This is a genomic window from Isoptericola sp. NPDC060257 (genome assembly GCF_042726645.1).
GTDB lineage: Bacteria > Actinomycetota > Actinomycetes > Actinomycetales > Cellulomonadaceae > Isoptericola > Isoptericola nanjingensis.
In genome coordinates this window covers 1-15291 of record NZ_JBHXAW010000083.1, presented here as the reverse complement: position 1 = coordinate 15291, position 15291 = coordinate 1, and the positions used below count along the sequence as shown (strand labels likewise).

The 15291-nt window shown below is 74.1% G+C and carries 17 protein-coding genes; 10 read left to right on the top strand and 7 right to left on the bottom strand.

Going from position 1 to position 15291, the window contains the following annotated elements; all coding sequences use genetic code 11:
- Positions 1 to 148: 148 nt before the first annotated feature.
- Positions 149 to 1405 (bottom strand): acyl-CoA dehydrogenase family protein, encoded by a 1257-nt coding sequence (locus ACFWEK_RS09190; protein ID WP_430553841.1) that lies wholly within the window; start codon positions 1403 to 1405, stop codon positions 149 to 151.
- Between the two features lie 225 nt (positions 1406 to 1630).
- On the opposite strand from ACFWEK_RS09190, the gene ACFWEK_RS09185 reads away from it, so the two are divergent.
- Positions 1631 to 2113: an NUDIX domain-containing protein gene (locus tag ACFWEK_RS09185; RefSeq protein WP_430553840.1), complete on the top strand. Its 483-nt coding sequence runs from the start codon at positions 1631 to 1633 to the stop codon at positions 2111 to 2113.
- Between the two features lie 87 nt (positions 2114 to 2200).
- On the opposite strand, the gene ACFWEK_RS09180 is transcribed toward ACFWEK_RS09185, so the two are convergent.
- Entirely contained in the window at positions 2201 to 3547 is a 1347-nt protein-coding gene (locus ACFWEK_RS09180) for an Nramp family divalent metal transporter (protein ID WP_430553839.1), read from the bottom strand.
- 126 nt (positions 3548 to 3673) lie between these two features.
- On the opposite strand from ACFWEK_RS09180, the gene ACFWEK_RS09175 reads away from it, so the two are divergent.
- The 4 genes from ACFWEK_RS09175 to ACFWEK_RS09160 all read left to right on the top strand — a co-directional run bounded on the left by ACFWEK_RS09175 (position 3674) and on the right by ACFWEK_RS09160 (position 8443).
- Positions 3674 to 4981 carry a glycosyltransferase 87 family protein gene (locus tag ACFWEK_RS09175; protein ID WP_430546037.1) on the top strand — a complete coding sequence of 436 codons (1308 nt, stop codon included), beginning with the start codon at positions 3674 to 3676 and terminating at the stop codon, positions 4979 to 4981.
- A gap of 120 nt (positions 4982 to 5101) precedes the next feature.
- Entirely contained in the window at positions 5102 to 6934 is a 1833-nt protein-coding gene (locus tag ACFWEK_RS09170; protein ID WP_430553838.1) for a choice-of-anchor I family protein, read from the top strand.
- 59 nt (positions 6935 to 6993) lie between these two features.
- Positions 6994 to 7665, top strand: a complete 672-nt coding sequence (locus ACFWEK_RS09165) for an ANTAR domain-containing protein (RefSeq protein ID WP_430546035.1) — start codon at positions 6994 to 6996, stop codon at positions 7663 to 7665.
- Between the two features lie 73 nt (positions 7666 to 7738).
- Positions 7739 to 8443, top strand: a complete 705-nt coding sequence (locus ACFWEK_RS09160) for an ANTAR domain-containing protein (RefSeq protein WP_430546034.1) — start codon at positions 7739 to 7741, stop codon at positions 8441 to 8443.
- A gap of 24 nt (positions 8444 to 8467) precedes the next feature.
- Here ACFWEK_RS09160 and ACFWEK_RS09155 read toward each other — a convergent pair whose 3' ends face one another.
- Both ACFWEK_RS09155 and ACFWEK_RS09150 read right to left on the bottom strand, forming a co-directional pair.
- Positions 8468 to 9106, bottom strand: a complete 639-nt coding sequence (locus ACFWEK_RS09155; RefSeq protein ID WP_430553837.1) for a PAS and ANTAR domain-containing protein — start codon at positions 9104 to 9106, stop codon at positions 8468 to 8470.
- Between the two features lie 65 nt (positions 9107 to 9171).
- Entirely contained in the window at positions 9172 to 9711 is a 540-nt protein-coding gene (locus ACFWEK_RS09150; protein ID WP_430546032.1) for a PadR family transcriptional regulator, read from the bottom strand.
- A 78-nt stretch (positions 9712 to 9789) separates the two neighbouring features.
- On the opposite strand from ACFWEK_RS09150, the gene ACFWEK_RS09145 reads away from it, so the two are divergent.
- From ACFWEK_RS09145 to ACFWEK_RS09135, 3 genes are all read left to right on the top strand, one after another.
- On the top strand, positions 9790 to 10854 hold the full coding sequence (locus tag ACFWEK_RS09145; protein WP_430553836.1) for a serine hydrolase domain-containing protein: 1065 nt from the start codon (positions 9790 to 9792) through the stop codon (positions 10852 to 10854).
- A gap of 71 nt (positions 10855 to 10925) precedes the next feature.
- The gene (locus ACFWEK_RS09140) at positions 10926 to 11372 is read left to right on the top strand and encodes a hypothetical protein (RefSeq protein WP_430553835.1); all 447 of its coding nucleotides are present in this window, start codon (positions 10926 to 10928) and stop codon (positions 11370 to 11372) included.
- 57 nt (positions 11373 to 11429) lie between these two features.
- Positions 11430 to 12029, top strand: a complete 600-nt coding sequence (locus ACFWEK_RS09135) for a dihydrofolate reductase family protein (RefSeq protein WP_430553834.1) — start codon at positions 11430 to 11432, stop codon at positions 12027 to 12029.
- On the opposite strand, the gene ACFWEK_RS09130 is transcribed toward ACFWEK_RS09135, so the two are convergent.
- Positions 12011 to 12721, bottom strand: a complete 711-nt coding sequence (locus ACFWEK_RS09130) for a hypothetical protein (protein ID WP_430553833.1) — start codon at positions 12719 to 12721, stop codon at positions 12011 to 12013. The genes ACFWEK_RS09135 and ACFWEK_RS09130 overlap by 19 nt on opposite strands.
- Before the next feature lie 138 nt (positions 12722 to 12859).
- Here ACFWEK_RS09130 and ACFWEK_RS09125 point away from each other — a divergent pair, with 138 nt between their 5' ends.
- Positions 12860 to 13483, top strand: a complete 624-nt coding sequence (locus ACFWEK_RS09125; protein WP_430553832.1) for a hypothetical protein — start codon at positions 12860 to 12862, stop codon at positions 13481 to 13483.
- Between the two features lie 9 nt (positions 13484 to 13492).
- Here the strand turns inward: ACFWEK_RS09125 and ACFWEK_RS09120 are convergent, their stop codons facing one another.
- Together ACFWEK_RS09120 and ACFWEK_RS09115 are read right to left on the bottom strand one after the other, a co-directional pair.
- Entirely contained in the window at positions 13493 to 13816 is a 324-nt protein-coding gene (locus tag ACFWEK_RS09120; protein WP_430553831.1) for a hypothetical protein, read from the bottom strand.
- A gap of 85 nt (positions 13817 to 13901) precedes the next feature.
- A complete protein-coding gene (locus ACFWEK_RS09115) occupies positions 13902 to 14570 on the bottom strand; it encodes a Type 1 glutamine amidotransferase-like domain-containing protein (protein WP_430553830.1) in 669 nt (222 codons plus the stop codon).
- Positions 14571 to 14695: 125 nt separating this feature from the next.
- Here ACFWEK_RS09115 and ACFWEK_RS09110 point away from each other — a divergent pair, with 125 nt between their 5' ends.
- On the top strand, positions 14696 to 15256 hold the full coding sequence (locus tag ACFWEK_RS09110) for a GNAT family N-acetyltransferase (RefSeq protein ID WP_430553829.1): 561 nt from the start codon (positions 14696 to 14698) through the stop codon (positions 15254 to 15256).
- Positions 15257 to 15291: the final 35 nt, after the last annotated feature.

Below are 15291 nucleotides of genomic sequence, written 5' to 3'. Positions count from 1 at the left end.
GACCTGCCTGAGCCGCATCGCACCCTCCACCTCGCCGTGGTTCGAAAACGATTTCCAGCGCCCGACTCTGGCAGCGGCCCGGGAAAGCGTCAAGCCCCCGTCTCTCCTGGTGAGAGACGGGGGCCTGCGAGGCGGCGACGGCCGAGCGTCAGGCGAAGGCCGAGACCCCGGTGATGTCGCGGCCGACGATGAGCGCCTGCATCGACTCGGTGCCCTCGTAGGTGTGCAGGGCCTCGAGGTCGGCGAAGTGCCGCGCGACGCGGTTGCCGAGCAGGATGCCGTTGCCGCCGAGCATGTCGCGGGCGATCGACGCGACCTCGCGGGCCTGCCGCGTCGTCGTGTACTTCGCGAGCGACGCCTGCTCGCCGGTGAGCGTGCCGGCGTCCGCCAGGCGCGTGATCTGCGCGACGAGCAGCTGCATCTGGGTGACGAGCGAGAGCATGCGGGTGAGCCGCTCCTGCACCATCTGGTTCTTGGCCAGCGGGCGGCCGAACTGGATGCGCTGGGTCGAGTACGCGGCGGCCGCCTCGTAGCAGGCGACGGCGTGCCCGACCGCGGACCACGCGACGGCGAGGCGGGTGGCGAAGAGGACTGCGGCGGTCGCCTTGAACGACGTCGCGCCGGGCAGGGCCGCGCTCGCGGGGACGAACACGTCGTCGAGCACGATGTGCGCCTGCCAGATGGCGCGCAGCGAGACCTTGCCCTCGATCGTCGTGGCGGTGTAGCCGGGCGCGTCCTGCGGGACGATGAAGCCGTGCACCTGGTTGTCGCCGTCGTCGCCGACGAGGCGGGCCCAGACGACCGTGATGTCGCCGCACGAGCCGAAGCCGATCCACTTCTTCTCGCCGTCGAGGACGTAGCCCTCGACCCCGTCGCGCGTCTCCTTGCGGGCCGTGGTCTCCAGCGAGACGGAGTCCGAGCCGTGGGTGGGCTCGGTGAGCGCGAACGCGCCGAGGATCTCCCCGCGCGCCATCGGCTCGGCGTACTGCTCGACCTGCTCGGGCGAGCCGTGCATGACGATCGACCGCAGCGCGAGGCCGCCCTGGACGCCGCAGATCGTGGCGACGGAGCCGTCGCCGCGCGACATCTCCATGCTGGCCAGCCCTTCGGCCATGAACGAGATCGACGGGCGGCCGGGGACGTCGACGCCGTCGCGCAGGAAGTCGCGCTCGGCGAGCTTCTTCACGAGGTCGAACGGCACCTCGGCCCGCTCCCAGTAGCCGTCGATGACGGGCAGCACGTCCTCCTGCACGAACTCGCGGACGGCGAGCTGGTGGGCGCGCTCCTCGGGCGTCACGTCGGCGAAGGCGCCCACGTAGTCGAGGTCCAGCGGCTGCGAGACGTCGTAGTCGGGGGCGGTCACGCCGGGCATGACGGGGACATCACGGGACGGGCTGCGGGTCATCGACGACCTCTCTCTGCGCGGGGGTCCGGCGTTCCGGGCCCGGTGAGGAGTGTGGACCGGCGCCGTCCGAGGCTGGTGGTGGCCGGCGCCGGTCCTCCTCCATCGTCACCCGCGACCGGGTCTCACGTCAAGCGATACTCCGTCTCAGCGTCTTCGTCGAGATCGTACGGCCGGCGGCGAGGTAGTACCGCACCGGCCAGGCGGCCCTCGGGTCACACTGTGACCATGGCGACGACCAGCGCAGGCCTCCTGCTCTACCGCACCACGGACGACGGCGGCCTCGAGGTGCTGCTCGGGCACATGGGCGGGCCGTTCTGGGCGCGCAAGGACGAGGGCGCGTGGACGGTGCTCAAGGGCGAGCTCGAGCCGGACGAGGAGCCGCACGCCGCCGCGCTGCGCGAGGCGGCGGAGGAGCTCGGGCTGCCGCTCCCCGCGCCGTCGTCCCCCGACGTCGACCTCGGCGAGGTACGGCAGCGGTCCGGCAAGCGCGTCCTCGCCTGGGCCCGCGAGTGGCCCGCGCCGGGGCCGGACCTGGACCAGGTCCGCAGCAACACGGTCGAGATCGAGTGGCCCCCGCGGTCGGGGAAGCGGATCGAGGTGCCCGAGATCGACCGGGTCGCCTGGCTCTCCCCCGACGACGCCCGCCGCCTCGTCGTCAGCGCGCAGGCCGCGCTCGTCGACCGGCTGGAGTCCGCGCTCGGCCGCTGACACCTCGCCCACCCACCTTCCAGCAAGCGATCCGTCGTGGAAAGCGACCGGTTCCCGCGACGGATCGCTTGCTGGAAGGTCGTGGGGCTACCCGGTGAACGTCAGCCAGAGCAGCGCGACGTTCAGCGCCACGATGACCGCGGCCACGGCCCACGCCGCGACCTGGGTGCCGAGGCCGTTGCGGAAGCCGCCGAGCAGGCCGGCGTCGCGCGTGATGCGCACCAACGGGATCATCGCGAACGGGATGCCGAAGCTGAGCACCACCTGGCTCACGACCAGCAGCCACGTGGGCGACACCCCCGTCGCGAGCAGCACGATCGCGGGCACGAGGGTGACCAGCCGCCGGGCGAGCAGCGAGACGCGCACGTGCAGCAGACCGGACATGATCTCCGCGCCGGCGTAGGCGCCCACCGACGTCGACGCCAGCCCCGACGCGAGCAGCCCCACCCCGAACAGCACCGCGACGGCGGGCCCGAGCGACGACTCGATGGCCGCGTGCGCGCCCTCGATCGAGTCGGTCCCGGTGCGGCCGGGCAGGTTGGCCGCGGCGAGCAGGAGCATCGCGATGTTCACGCTGCCGGCGAGCACGAGCGCGGCGACGACGTCCCAGCGCGTGGCGGTGAGCAGGCGCCGGACCACCGGCGGCGACGGCGGCCGCGGCACGGCGACGTCGTCCTCCCTCGCGTCGTCGCCCTCCACGAGATCGCGCCCCTCGGTCCCGGCGGCCAGGGCGTGGCGGCGCTCGACGCGGGCGTCGTGCCGCACCCGGTCGCGGGCGAGCGAGGAGTGCAGGTAGATCGCGTGCGGCATCACCGTGGCCCCGAGCATGGACGCGGCGAGCAGCACCGACTCCGGGCCGTCGAGGCGCGGCACCAGGCCGCCGAGCACCGCGCCCAGGTCCGGGGGCGCGAAGAACAGGCCCGCGCAGAACCCGACGGTGAGGACGGCGAGCATCGACGTCACGACCGTCTCGAAGACGCGCTGCCCGCGGCGCTGCTGCACGGTGAGCACCAGCATGGACACGACGCCGGTGATGAGGCCGCCGAGCACGAGCGGCACGCCGAACAGCAGGTGCAGCGCGATGGCGCCGCCGATCACCTCGGCGACGTCGGTGGCCATCGCGACCACCTCCGCCTGCGCCCAGTAGGCGATCCGGCCGCGCCGGGAGAGGCGCTCGCCCAGCACCTCGGGCAGCGAGCGCCCGGTGACCACGCCGAGCTTGGCCGACAGGTACTGCACCAGCACGGCCATGACGTTGGCGACGACCAGCACCCACACCAGCAGGTACCCGAACCGCGCCCCCGCCGTGAGGTTCGCCGCGACGTTCCCCGGGTCCACGTACGCGATCGCCGCGACGAACGCCGGCCCGAGCAGGGTCACCAGGCGCGCGGGGCGCACCCCCTGGGCGGGTCGGTCGAGGGTCGGTCGGCTCATGCGGTCCTCCGTGGGCCAGGCGTCAAAGGTTTCGGGTATCCGAAACCTTAGACGTCCGAACCCGCATCACGCATCTCCCAGGCGGCTCCGGGGCGGCGACGGGCCCTGTCTGTCACCATGTCGGGCGTGCCATCCACGCAGACCGCTGCCGCGCGGAACACCCCCGGCCCCCTCGGCGCCGTGCTGAGGTCCCGGTGGCTGCTGGCGCTCGGCTTCGTGGCCGTGCACGCCTGGGTGGTCGGGCAGGCCATCACCTGGGGCTACACGATCTACGGCGACGTCACGCTGTACGAGTGGTGGGCCCGCCACGGGCTCGACACCGGGCAGTGGCCGGTCCTCGACTACGACTGGGTGTACCCCGCGGGGGCGCTCGTGCCGGTCACGCTGCCCGCGCTCGTGACCGACGGCCTGCTGGGCTACGAGATCGTCTGGACGGCGATGGTCGTGGCGCTGAACGCCGTCGCCACGGTGGTGCTGGTGCGCTGCGCGCCGCGCGGGGTGCGGGGCGCCTGGTGGTGGCTCGCGTTCCTGCTCGCCCTCGGCCCGATCTTCCTGGGCCGGCTGGACGGCGTCGTCGCGCCGCTCATCCTGATCTCCCTGGCGGTCGCGGCACGCCGCCCGACGCTCGCGACGGCGGTCGCCACCGCGGGCGCGTGGATCAAGATCGCCCCGGGGGCCGTGGTCGTCGCGCTGGCCGCGACCCGCGCCCGCTGGCACGACCTGCTGCGGCAGGTGGTGGTGCCGGGCGCCGCGGTGAGCCTCGTCGTCGTCGGGCTCGCCCTCGCGGGCGGGGCCGGGGAGCGCGCGTTCAGCGTGTTCGGCCAGCAGGAGGCGCGCACGCTCCAGGCGGAGTCGGTCTTCGCCACCTGGTTCAGCGTGGCGCGGCTGTGGGACCCGTCGGTGCGGATCGAGTACAACGACGTGATCTTCACCTACGAGGTGCAGGGCACCGCCGCCCGGCAGGTCGCGTCCCTGCTCGACTGGCTCCTGCCGGTCGCGGTGCTGCTCATCGCCGCCCTCACGTGGTGGACGGCGCGCCGCCGGCCCGACCACGCGGCCGACGTCCTGCTGCTCAGCACGGCCGCCCTGCTCCTGTCGCTCATCGTGTTCAACAAGGTGGGCTCGCCGCAGTTCGTGGCGTGGATCGGGCCGCCGCTGGCCGCCGCGATCGCCCTGGCCGGCCCCGGCACGCGGCGACTGTGGTGGCCGCCCGCCGTCGGCGTGCTCCTGGCCGCGCTGGGCACGCAGATCGTCTACCCGGTGGCGTACGGCGAGTTCCTCGGCGGGCAGCCCGCGATGGTCGTCGTCGAGGGGCTGCGGAACCTGGCGCTCGTCGTGCTGCTCGTCGGGGCGGTGTGGCGGATCGTGCAGCTCGGGCTCGACGGCGTGCGGGACGGCGTGCAGAGCGGCGTCGACCGCGACGCGCCCGCCTGAGCGAGGCGTTCACCGGCGGGTCGACACCCGTTCACCCCCGGCTCCCCCGACGGCCATCCGTCCTCCCTACGGTCACCCCGACGGCGCGCTCCGCGCGCGCCCCCGGCCCCGGAGGACCCCTTGCGCACACCGCTCCCCCGCACCCCGCGACTCGCGCCCGCCCCGCGTCGCGCCGTCGTCGCCGGCTGCGCCACCGCCCTCGCCGTCGCGCTGGCCGTGCCCGTCGCGCTCACCGCCTCGGCGCACCGCGACGCAGGGAGCGGCCACGCGACGCCGAGCGCCGGCGTCGTCGCCGACCCGGCCGAGCTGTCGGCCGACGACGCCCGCATCGCCCTGTCTCCCCTCGGCTCGTACGCCACGGGCGTGTTCGACGAGTCGGCGGCGGAGATCGTCGCGTACCACGCGCGCTCGGAGCGCCTCTTCTCGGTGAACGCGCAGGCGGGCGAGGTGACCGTGCTCGACGTCGCGCGCCCGTCGTCGCCCCGCAAGCTCTTCGCGCTCGAGACGACGGGCGTCCGCGCCGCGGACGGCTCGACCGTGCCGGACGGCGCGGTCGCGAACTCGGTCGCCGTGCGCCCGGACGGGCTCGGCGTCGTCGCGGTCGAGTCGCCCGACAAGGTCTCCGACGGCTGGCTGGTGCTGTTCGACGCCGCCGGGGACGGCGGGGCGCTCGGCGCGTGGCGCGTGGGCGCGCTGCCCGACATGGTGACGATCACGCCCGACGGCCGCAACGCCGTCGTCGCGAACGAGGGTGAGCCCGCCGACGACTTCTCCGTCGACCCCGAGGGCTCGGTGTCCGTCGTCGACCTGCCCCGCCGGCTCACCGGCAAGCACGCCGGCACGGTCGCGCAGTCCGCCGTGCGCACGGCGACGTTCCACGACTTCGAGGGCGACGCGCTGCCGGACGGCGTGCGCGTCTTCGGGCCGGACGTCGCAGGGCCCGACGGGTCGCTGGAGCACCGCGTCTCGCGCAACCTCGAGCCGGAGTACGTGACCGTGTCGAAGGACTCCCGCACCGCGTACGTGGCGCTGCAGGAGGCGAACGCCGTCGCCGAGGTCGACCTGCGCAGCGCCCGCACCACCGACCTGTGGTCGCTCGGCAGCAAGGACCACTCGCTGCCCGACCAGGGCATCGACCCGTCGGACAAGGACGGCGTCGCCGCCGTGCGCGAGGTCCCCGTCCGGGGGCTGTACATGCCCGACGGGATCGCGTCGTACACCTCGCGCGGCCAGACGTACCTCGTCACCGCGAACGAGGGCGACGCCCGCGAGTGGGGCGACTACGTCGAGCCCGCGCGGGTCAAGGACCTGGGCGACGACGGCCTCGCGCCGGTGTGCGAGGACTCTCCCGCCGCCGGCCTGCTCGGCGACGCCGACCTGGGGCGTCTCAACGTCACCACCGCCTCCGGGCTGCGCGCCGACGGCTCGTGCTACGAGGAGCTGTACGCGTTCGGCGGCCGGTCCTTCTCCGTGTGGACCACCGACGGTGAGCTCGTCTTCGACTCGGGCGACGAGTTCGAGCGTGCGACCGCCGAGGCGCTGGGCGCCGCGTTCAACACCAACCACACCGAGACGAAGCGCGACGGCCGCAGCGACGACAAGGGCCCCGAGCCGGAGAACCTCGTGATCGGCGAGGTGTCGGGCCGCACCTACGCCTTCGTCGGGCTGGAGCGCGCGGGCGGCGTCATGGTCTACGACATCACGCGGCCGCAGCGGTCCGAGCTCGTCACCTACGTCTCGAACCGCGACTACTCCGTGTCGGTCGAGGACGCTATCGACGACGGCGCCGACCCGGCCGCCACGCTCGCCGGAGCCGGCGACCTCGGCCCCGAGGGGCTGGCGTTCGTGCCCGCGGCCGACTCCCCCACGCACCGGCCGCTGCTCGCCGTCGCGAACGAGGTGTCCGGCACGACGACGCTCTTCCAGGTGGACCGGCTCGTCGGCCGCCGCTGACGCGCTCCGCCGGAAGGACCCGCGGGACGGGGCCCGGGCGCGCGGGTACCGTAACGCCCATGACCCTGTCCCGCTACCTCGACGAGTGCGCGATCCGCGCCGCGGCCGTGCTCGGCCACGGCGTCGAGGCGAGCATCAGCCTGCGCGAGCACGGCATCTCGCTGCGCGCCGGAAGCAGCACCCACGGCGCGGGCCGCTGCGACCAGGCCGAGGCGCGCGCCGACACCGGGCCCTGCATCGACGCGATGCGGCGGGGCACCGTGCTGACCACGAGGCTCGCCGACACGGTGCCCGGCTGGGAGGCCTGGCAGGCGGCCGCGCAGGGCGAGGGGTTCGTCCAGGCCCTCGCCGTCCCGGCCGAGGTGGGACCCGGCGTCCGGGTGGCGATCAACGTGTACAGCCGCACGCCCGGGGACTGGCCCGCCGGCCTGGTCGACGCCGCCGTGGGGCACGCCGCGCTCACGGCCGACGCCGTGCGCCTGCAGCTCCAGTTCGCCGACCTCGGCGACGCCGTCGCGGGCCTGTACCGCACCATGTCCGACCGGGCGACGGTCGAGCAGGCGGTGGGCGCGATCATGGCCTCGAACGACTGCCCCGAGGACGAGGCACGCACCACGCTGCGGACGTCGGCGGACCGCCGCGGGCTCAGCGAGCGCGAGGTCGCCGAGGCGATCGTGCGGACCCTGGTCCTCGGCGGCGAGGGCGACACCATCGGCGACCTCGACCGCTGAGCCCGGCGTCGCGGTCCGTGTGCATCGGCCATCGGTGCCACACTGGCCGGGAGGCGACAGGACGGAGCGATCGGTGAACACCTCCGAGCTGCTGGGTCTGCTCGCGCGGACCCTGGCCGGCCTCGACGCCGACGAGACGGTCGCGGCGCGGATGTGCCAGGCGTGCACCACGATCCTCGGGGCACAGGGCGGAAGCCTCACGCTCGCCACCATGGCAGGCGAACAGGTCACCGTGACCAGCACGGACGCCGTCGCGGCGCAGGTCGAGAGCCTCCAGGAGCTGCTCGGCGAGGGCCCCGGGCGGCGGGCGTTCGAGGACGACGCGATCGTCACCGCACCCCTGGGCGCCGCGCCGGGCGACGACCCGTTCCCCGTCTTCTCCCAGCTCGCCGGCGAGACCGCCGGCGACGGCACGTGGTTCGGCATCCCCATGCGGGTCGGCGGACAGCCGGTCGGCGTGCTGGGGCTCGTCGTCGGGCCGGGGAACGTGCTGGCCCGGGACGACGAGGACGCGCAGTTCCTCGCGGACGCGATCGGCACCGCCGTCCTCGGCGAGATCGAGCAGGTCGGCTGGGGCGCGCGCGCGAGGGTCGACCAGGCCACGGGCATGGTGTCCGCGCAGCTCCGCGTCCAGCCGCACGACGCCCTCGCCGTCCTGCGCGCGCACGCGTTCGGGCGGGGCAGCACGCTCGAGGACGTCGCGGAGGACGTCGTGGCACGGCGGCTCAGCTTCGCCGACGAGGCCGGGCCCGTCGAGACCCGCCGCACCGACGACTGAGCCCGACCGGGATCTCGCGGGCGGTCAGTCGCGCCGCAGCACGCGGTCGATCGCCGCGCGGCGGTCGACGTCGCGGCGGTGGGCGACGTCGACGACGGCCCGCGCCAGGTCGCGCACGGCCACGTTGTGGTCGTTGGAGACCCTGCGCATCAGGTCGAAGGCGCCGTCGATCTCGACGTCGTAGACGACGGCGAGCACGCCCTTCGCCTGCTCGATGACGCCGCGGGTCGTCGCGGCCGCCCGGATGTCCTCGGAAGCCCGCGCGCCGGCCCGCTCCGCGACGTCGGAGGTCAGGTCGAGGAAGTAGCCCGCCGCCTCGTCGCGGTGCTGGTCGTCCCCCGCGCTGCCCACGACGGCGACCGTGAGCTCGCGGCGCCGGGCCGTCACGATCCGGTGCACGCTCGAGAACGCCCCCGTCGCGAGCGCCGTCCCGAGGGCGGCGCGGACGTCGTCGCGGTCCTCCGCGTGGGTGTGGGCGAGGACGAGGTCGGTGGTGGGCACCACCTCGTGCGGCTCGAAGCCGTGCAGGCGGAAGACCGCCTCCGACCAGGTCCATCGGTCGGAGGACAGGTCGAGGCGGAAGGAGCCCACCAGGCGTGGGGCACGGAGGCCCGAGGGCTCACCGGTCACGATGGTGTCCACGGGCACGGTCGCCTCCGACACTGCTCAGAGCGGACCGGCCACTGCTTGACCGGCGGTACGACTCTAGCAAGCGGACCGCCCCCGGCTCACGGCGCGGGGGCGTCGTGCTCCTGCGCGTAGCGGCGGAACCAGTCGCGCGCGAAGCGGCCCGAGGCGAGGCCGTAGTCGAGGGTGGCGCGCTGGAACGCGAACACGTCGGCGAGCTCGTCGGGGACCTCCTGCCCGGCGAGCTGCTCCTCGAGCGCCTCCAGCCGCGCGACGTCCTGCTCGACGCGCGCCGTCAGCCGTGGCAGGACGGCGGCCCGCTCGTCCGGCGCGAGCAGGCCGAGGAAGAACAGACGCGGGAGGACGGCGGCCTCCGTGTCGGGCCCGGTCACCGGGCCGGTCAGCCAGGCACGGAAGTCCGCACGGCCGGCGTCCGTGACGCGATAGGTCTTGCGGCCCCGCGCCCCCGGGGCGACGTCGGCGACCTCGATGAGACCGCCGGTCAGCAGCGTCTCCAGCGCGCGCCGGATGCTGCCCGAGCTGGCGCTGTAGAACAGCGAGACCGACGCCTCGAAGTGCTTCACCAGGTCGTACAGGCTGGCCGGCCGCAGCAGGAGCAGCCCGAGGATCACGTGCGCCATGGTCCGACCCTAGACCGTTGACCCTCATAGACCTGTCTAGTAGACATGTCTATGAGACTTATCATCGAAGGAGGGCCCATGAGCACGTCACGCGAGATCGACCGCCTGAGGGCGGGGCTGGACCGGATCGCCCGACGGCGCCCGTCGATGCCACCGCCCCAGGTGCTGGTCGTCGCGCCGGGGCTCGAGCTGGAGTCGGGCGGGTCCCAGCCGTTCCACGCGGCCAGCGTCGGCAAGGTCATGACCGCCACGCTCGTCGCGCTGCTCGTCGAGCAGGGCCGGCTCGGGTTCGACACCCCGGTGGGGAAGGTGCTCCCGGGGAGCGACCTCGACGGCCTGCCGGCCGCCCCAGGCGTCGACGTGGGCACCGACGTCACCGTGGAGCACCTGCTCACCCACACCAGCGGGCTGCCCGACCTCTTCGAGCCGTCGGGCGTCCACGAGACGACCTACTCCATCGAGGTCACGGCCGGGCGTCCCGACCGGCGGTGGACCCCCGCGACGCTGCTCGACGAGGTGCGCGGCCATGCCGCCGTCGGGCGTCCGGGCGAGCGGTTCCGCTACGGCGACCCGGGCTTCGTCCTGCTCGGCCGGGTCGTGGAGGAGGTCACCGGGGGCCGGTTCAACGACGTCCTGCGCGAGCGGGTCCTCGCTCCCGCCGGGATGGAGCGCAGCTCCACCCCGTACACCGACGCCCGCACGCCCGACGACCTCGCCGACCTCGACGTCGCGCCGTTCTGGATCGGTGACCACGAGCTCAGCCGCGCCCTGAGCATGAGCCTCGACTGGGCCGGCGGCGGCATCGTCGCCCCGCCGTCGGACCTCGTCGCCTTCCAGCGCACCCTGCACGGCGGCCGCCTCGTCTCCCCCGCGACCCTGGCCTGGATGAGCCGGCCGCGGCACCGCATGCGCCGCGGGATCCACTACGGGGCGGGCACCGTCACCGTCCGGTTCGGCGAGTTCACACCGCCGTTCCTGCGCGGGCTGCCCGAGCCCGTCGGCGGCCTCGGGCACTTCGCTACCCACCTGTTCTTCTACCCGCGCCAGGACGCCCACGTGGTGCTCAACTTCCACGCCTACCGGCGCATGAACCAGTCGTTCATGACGCACGCCCGGATCGCCAGACTCCTCGCCCGTCGCTGAGCGCGGTCAGCCGCTACCTTCGTGCCATGTCGTGGACGGGCAGACGTCGCAGTGCGCTCGCCGTCTGCGTCGTGGCCGCGACGACAGTGCTCACCGGGTGCGGCAGCCTGGCCGATGCGTTCCGCCCCACCGCGTACTGCAGCCCGGACGACCCGGTCGTGACTCCCACGTCGGCCGCCCCGGGCGAGGAGCTGCACATCGAGATCTCGGGCGTCGGCCGGCATCCCGAGTGCTCGTCGACGTTGCCGGCGGGTGCCCGCTACGGGATCTCGATCACGTCGGAGGTCTCGTGGACGAGCACCGAGGACGACGGAGGCCAGTACTACGGCGCGGAGCTGGCGGTCCTCGACCCGGACGACGCCGGGGCGGCTGCGGGCACGGTCCGCGTTCCGGACGACGCACCTGCCGGACCGGCCACGATCTCCGTGGACCTCCAGTACGCCAGGACGCTCTGCGAGATCCTTCCCGACGCGTCCTGCGCGCCCCCTCCGTCCGCGCTCGTCGAGGTTGTCGACTGAAGACCCTCCCACACAAGGCGGGCGATGACTCCGCGCCATCGTGACGGTCCACCACCTATGACCAGAGTGGTGGGCGACATCTCGATCTCGTTGGACGGGTTCGTCACCGGGCCGAACCCGGGACCCGAGAACGGCCTCGGCGACGGCGGCGAGGCCCTGCACACGTGGGCGTTCAGCGACGACCCGGTGGACCGGGAGCAGCTGCGCTCCGCCACGGCGAGCAGCGGCGCGGTCGTGCTGGGGCGGAACCTGTTCGACGTCGTCGACGGGCCGCAGGGCTGGGACGACGAGGTGGGCTACGGCGCCCGCGAGGTCGGCCGGCCGCCGTTCTTCGTCGTCACGAGCGACCCGCCCGTACGTACGCGGCTCGCGTTCTGGACGTTCGTCACCACCGGCCTGCGCGACGCCGTCGCGCAGGCCCGTGAGGCGGCGGAGTCCGGCGACGGGGACCGGGACGTCGTCCTCATGGGCGGCGGCGCGACCGTCGGTTCCGCGCTGGACGCGGGCCTGCTCGACGTCCTCGTCCTGCACCTCTCCCCCGTCGTCCTCGGCGACGGGACGCCGCTCTTCGTGGGCGGCCACCGCCACGCCCTGGTGCAGCGCAGCGCGACGCCGTCGACGACGGCGGTGCACGTGGTCTACGACGTCGTCCGCTGAGCGTCGCTCAGCACGAGCCCGTCGAGCGCGCGGCGCAGCGCGTCCGTGTCCGGGCCGGGCACGAAGGCGGGGATGCGCAGGAAGTCCTCGAGGTCGGCGCGGGAGAAGTCGGTGAGCAGGTCCGCCCGGCCGTCGCGGATCGACTCGAACACGGTGGGGCCGTGGACGAAGAGGGGGTCGGTGAGCCGGAGCCTGCCGTCCGCGGTCTGCAGGATGTTGCCGGGCCGGATGTCCGCGCCGCCCCACAGGCGGTAGCGGCGCGCGCCGGCGGCGAGGAGGTCCTCGATCCGGCGGCGCAGGTCGACGACGTCGGAGTGGTCGGCGAGGCCGGCCGTCGCGCCGGCGGGCGGCGTCGGGTCGGACGCGCTCACGATGCCGAGGGACGCGACCAGGTCCCGGGCGCGGCCCTCGTCCGCCGGGTGCAGGCGCTCCATGACGACGACGTAGCCGCGGTGGCGGAGCGGGACGACGTCGTCCACCCGCACCAGGAACGGGTTCGGCGGCCCGGAGAGGCACGCGTCCGCGAACATCCGGAACGCCGGGTCGAACGGCGTGACGCGCGCGGCGAGCGTGCCGTCCGGGGACGCGAGCACCCATGCCCAGTCGCCGGTCCCGATCTCGCGCCAGCCCGCGGACTCGAAGGCGGCGCGCGCCTCGTCCGCGGTGGTGTCGGGGGTGAACGTCGGGAGCATCGTCCCAGCATCCGTGCTGCGGGCCGTGGCGTCATGGTGTTTCTGCTGATGACGGCGCACTCCGAGCCTCGAACTTCACCCGTCGTGGCACGGCCGGGCGCGGGGTCGTCGAGCTGTCCCCGGCCCTACGATCTCGCCGTGGACGACCGAGTCGACAGGGCCCGCACGACGGCGCGCACCGGCCGCCCCTTCCCCCGCCATCGCCTGCCGATCGCCGTCGCGGCCGTCGTCGCCCTCGCCTGCGGGGTCGGCGGGTGGGCGCACTACCGGGCCGTCGGGTCGTCGCTGGTCCACGGCGACGAGCTCCGCACGGCCGCCGGCATCGGCTGCATGCCGTGGGACGGGCCGCTGCAGGTGGTCGACGCACCGGTGCTGTCGAACACGACCGGCGCCACCGTGCACGTGAGCAAGGTCGAGCCCGCCGCGACGCCCGGCCTCCGCGTGCACGAGGTGCGCGTCGTGCCGCCGTCGCCGGACGTCGTCTTCGGCACCGAGTACGACCCGGAGGGCCCTGGCTGGGAGGAGACCTCCGTGGTCGGGCCGGAGGGGATCACTCTGGAGCCCGGCGAGCGGGTGCAGCTCGCGTACGTGCTGGAGGTCGACAGGGACGGCGGCTGGTTCCCGTACAGCACGGTCACCTACGAGGTCGGCCCGTACTCCTACCGCGCGACCTCTCCCGGGGCGAACATGGTGCTCCCCACGACGAGGGCGGAGTGCTCCGAGGCGGCGATGAACCAGCTCGGCGCGGCGCCCATCCCCTGACCGGTCCGGTCAGCGGGGCGCGAGCACCTCGAGCAGCAGCACCCCGACGGTCGCCACCGCCGCGATCGCCACCACCAGGAGGGGCGACCGGCGGCCCCGCAGCAGACCCCTGACCTCCGCGACGACGACCCACACGAACAGCACCGCCGACAGCAGCCGGAACAGCACCGGCACGACCTCCGGCGACTCGACGAGCGTCTGCACGTGCCGCCACCACGTCGTCACGAACAGCCCGGCGAGGCCCGCCTGGATGAGCGCGACGCCGACCACCGCGGCAGCGCGGAGCGGGCTGGGGCCCTGCTCGTCGGGGTATCCGTCGTGGTGCGTCGTCATGCGGTGGTGGTCTCCTGGTGAGGGGCCGATCGGTGCGGGCCGGCCGATGCCCGGCCGCCGGAGGCCAAGGTACAGCGACCGCCGGTCAGGCCAGCTTCCGCCAGGTCCCCTCGGACACGACCTCGACGGCGCCGTCGTCGACCACGAACGCCGTCTCGTCGTCGACGGCGTAGGCGGGGCCGCCGAGTGCCACCGCCCAGCGCTCGGCCGCGGCCTCCGTGTTGTCGGGCAGGTCGGGGTGGCCGAGGTGCGGGAACATCGAGAAGTCGACGACGCCGAGCGTGGCGGCGTCCTCGCCGTCCGGCGGCAACCAGCCGACGAACTCCTCCCCGAGGGCCGGCGTCATGACCATGCTCCCGCCGCTCATCCCGACCCACACGGCGTCGTCCAGGGTGGGCAGCAGGTCCGCCAGGCCGGAGCGTCGCATCCAGTAGGCGAGGTAGCCGGCGTCGCCGCCCGCGGCCAGCAGGACGTCGGTCTCCCGCACCAGCGGCACCCAGCGCTCCTCGGGGATGCTCGGCAGCGCGGTCAGCTCGAGCACGCCGACCGACTTCCAGCCGAGGCCGGTCATGTGGTCCGTGGTGCCGGTGATGAAGTTCCACGCGTTCCGCCCCGGGCCGACCCACGGGTGCCCGTACAGCGCGGTCGGGATGGCGAGGGCGGTGCAGTCCGCGACCGGTCGCGGGAGCAGGTCCTCCAGCGCGCCGCGGATCGTCGCGTTCCGCACGCCTGCGGACGTCAGCAGCAGCTTCATCGTGTGCCTTCGGGTCGACGGTCGTTCTGCAGACGGCGCGGCGGCAGCGGAGTCATCGGCGCGACGACGCACGGTAGGCGGGTAATTGCCGTGACGGTCGCGGGGCGAACGCCCACGATGGGCGCATGCCGCTGCCCACGCCGACCCTGACTACCGACCGTCTGCGGCTGCGGCCGGTCGCCGACGACGACGCTGACGCCCTGTTCGCGATGCACAGCAGCGCCCACGTGCTGCGCTACTGGGACTCCCCGCCCTGGACCGACCGGGCGCGCGCCGACCGCTTCGTCGCCGTGTCCCGCAGGCTCGAGGAGGAAGGGACCGGCGCGCGCGTCGCCATCGACCGCGCCTCCGACGGCGCCTTCGTCGGCTGGTGCGGCCTGTTCGAGTGGAACCCCGACTTCCGCAGCGCGACGCTGGGCTACTGCCTCGGCGAGCAGATGTGGGGCCACGGCTACGCGACCGAGGCAGCGCGCGCCCTGCTGGGATGGGCCTTCGACACGATGCCCCTCAACCGCGTCCAGTCCGAGACCGACACCCGCAACGCGGCGTCCGCCCGCATCCTGGGAAAGCTGGGGTTCGTGCACGAAGGGACGTTGCGCGAGGACTGCGTCGTCAACGGCGACGTCTCCGACTCGTGGGTGTTCGGGCTGCTCCGGAGGGACTGGGACGCGCTCGACCAGGCGTAGTCCCGGGTGAAGTCCGCGTCCAGGTCGGCGAGGAC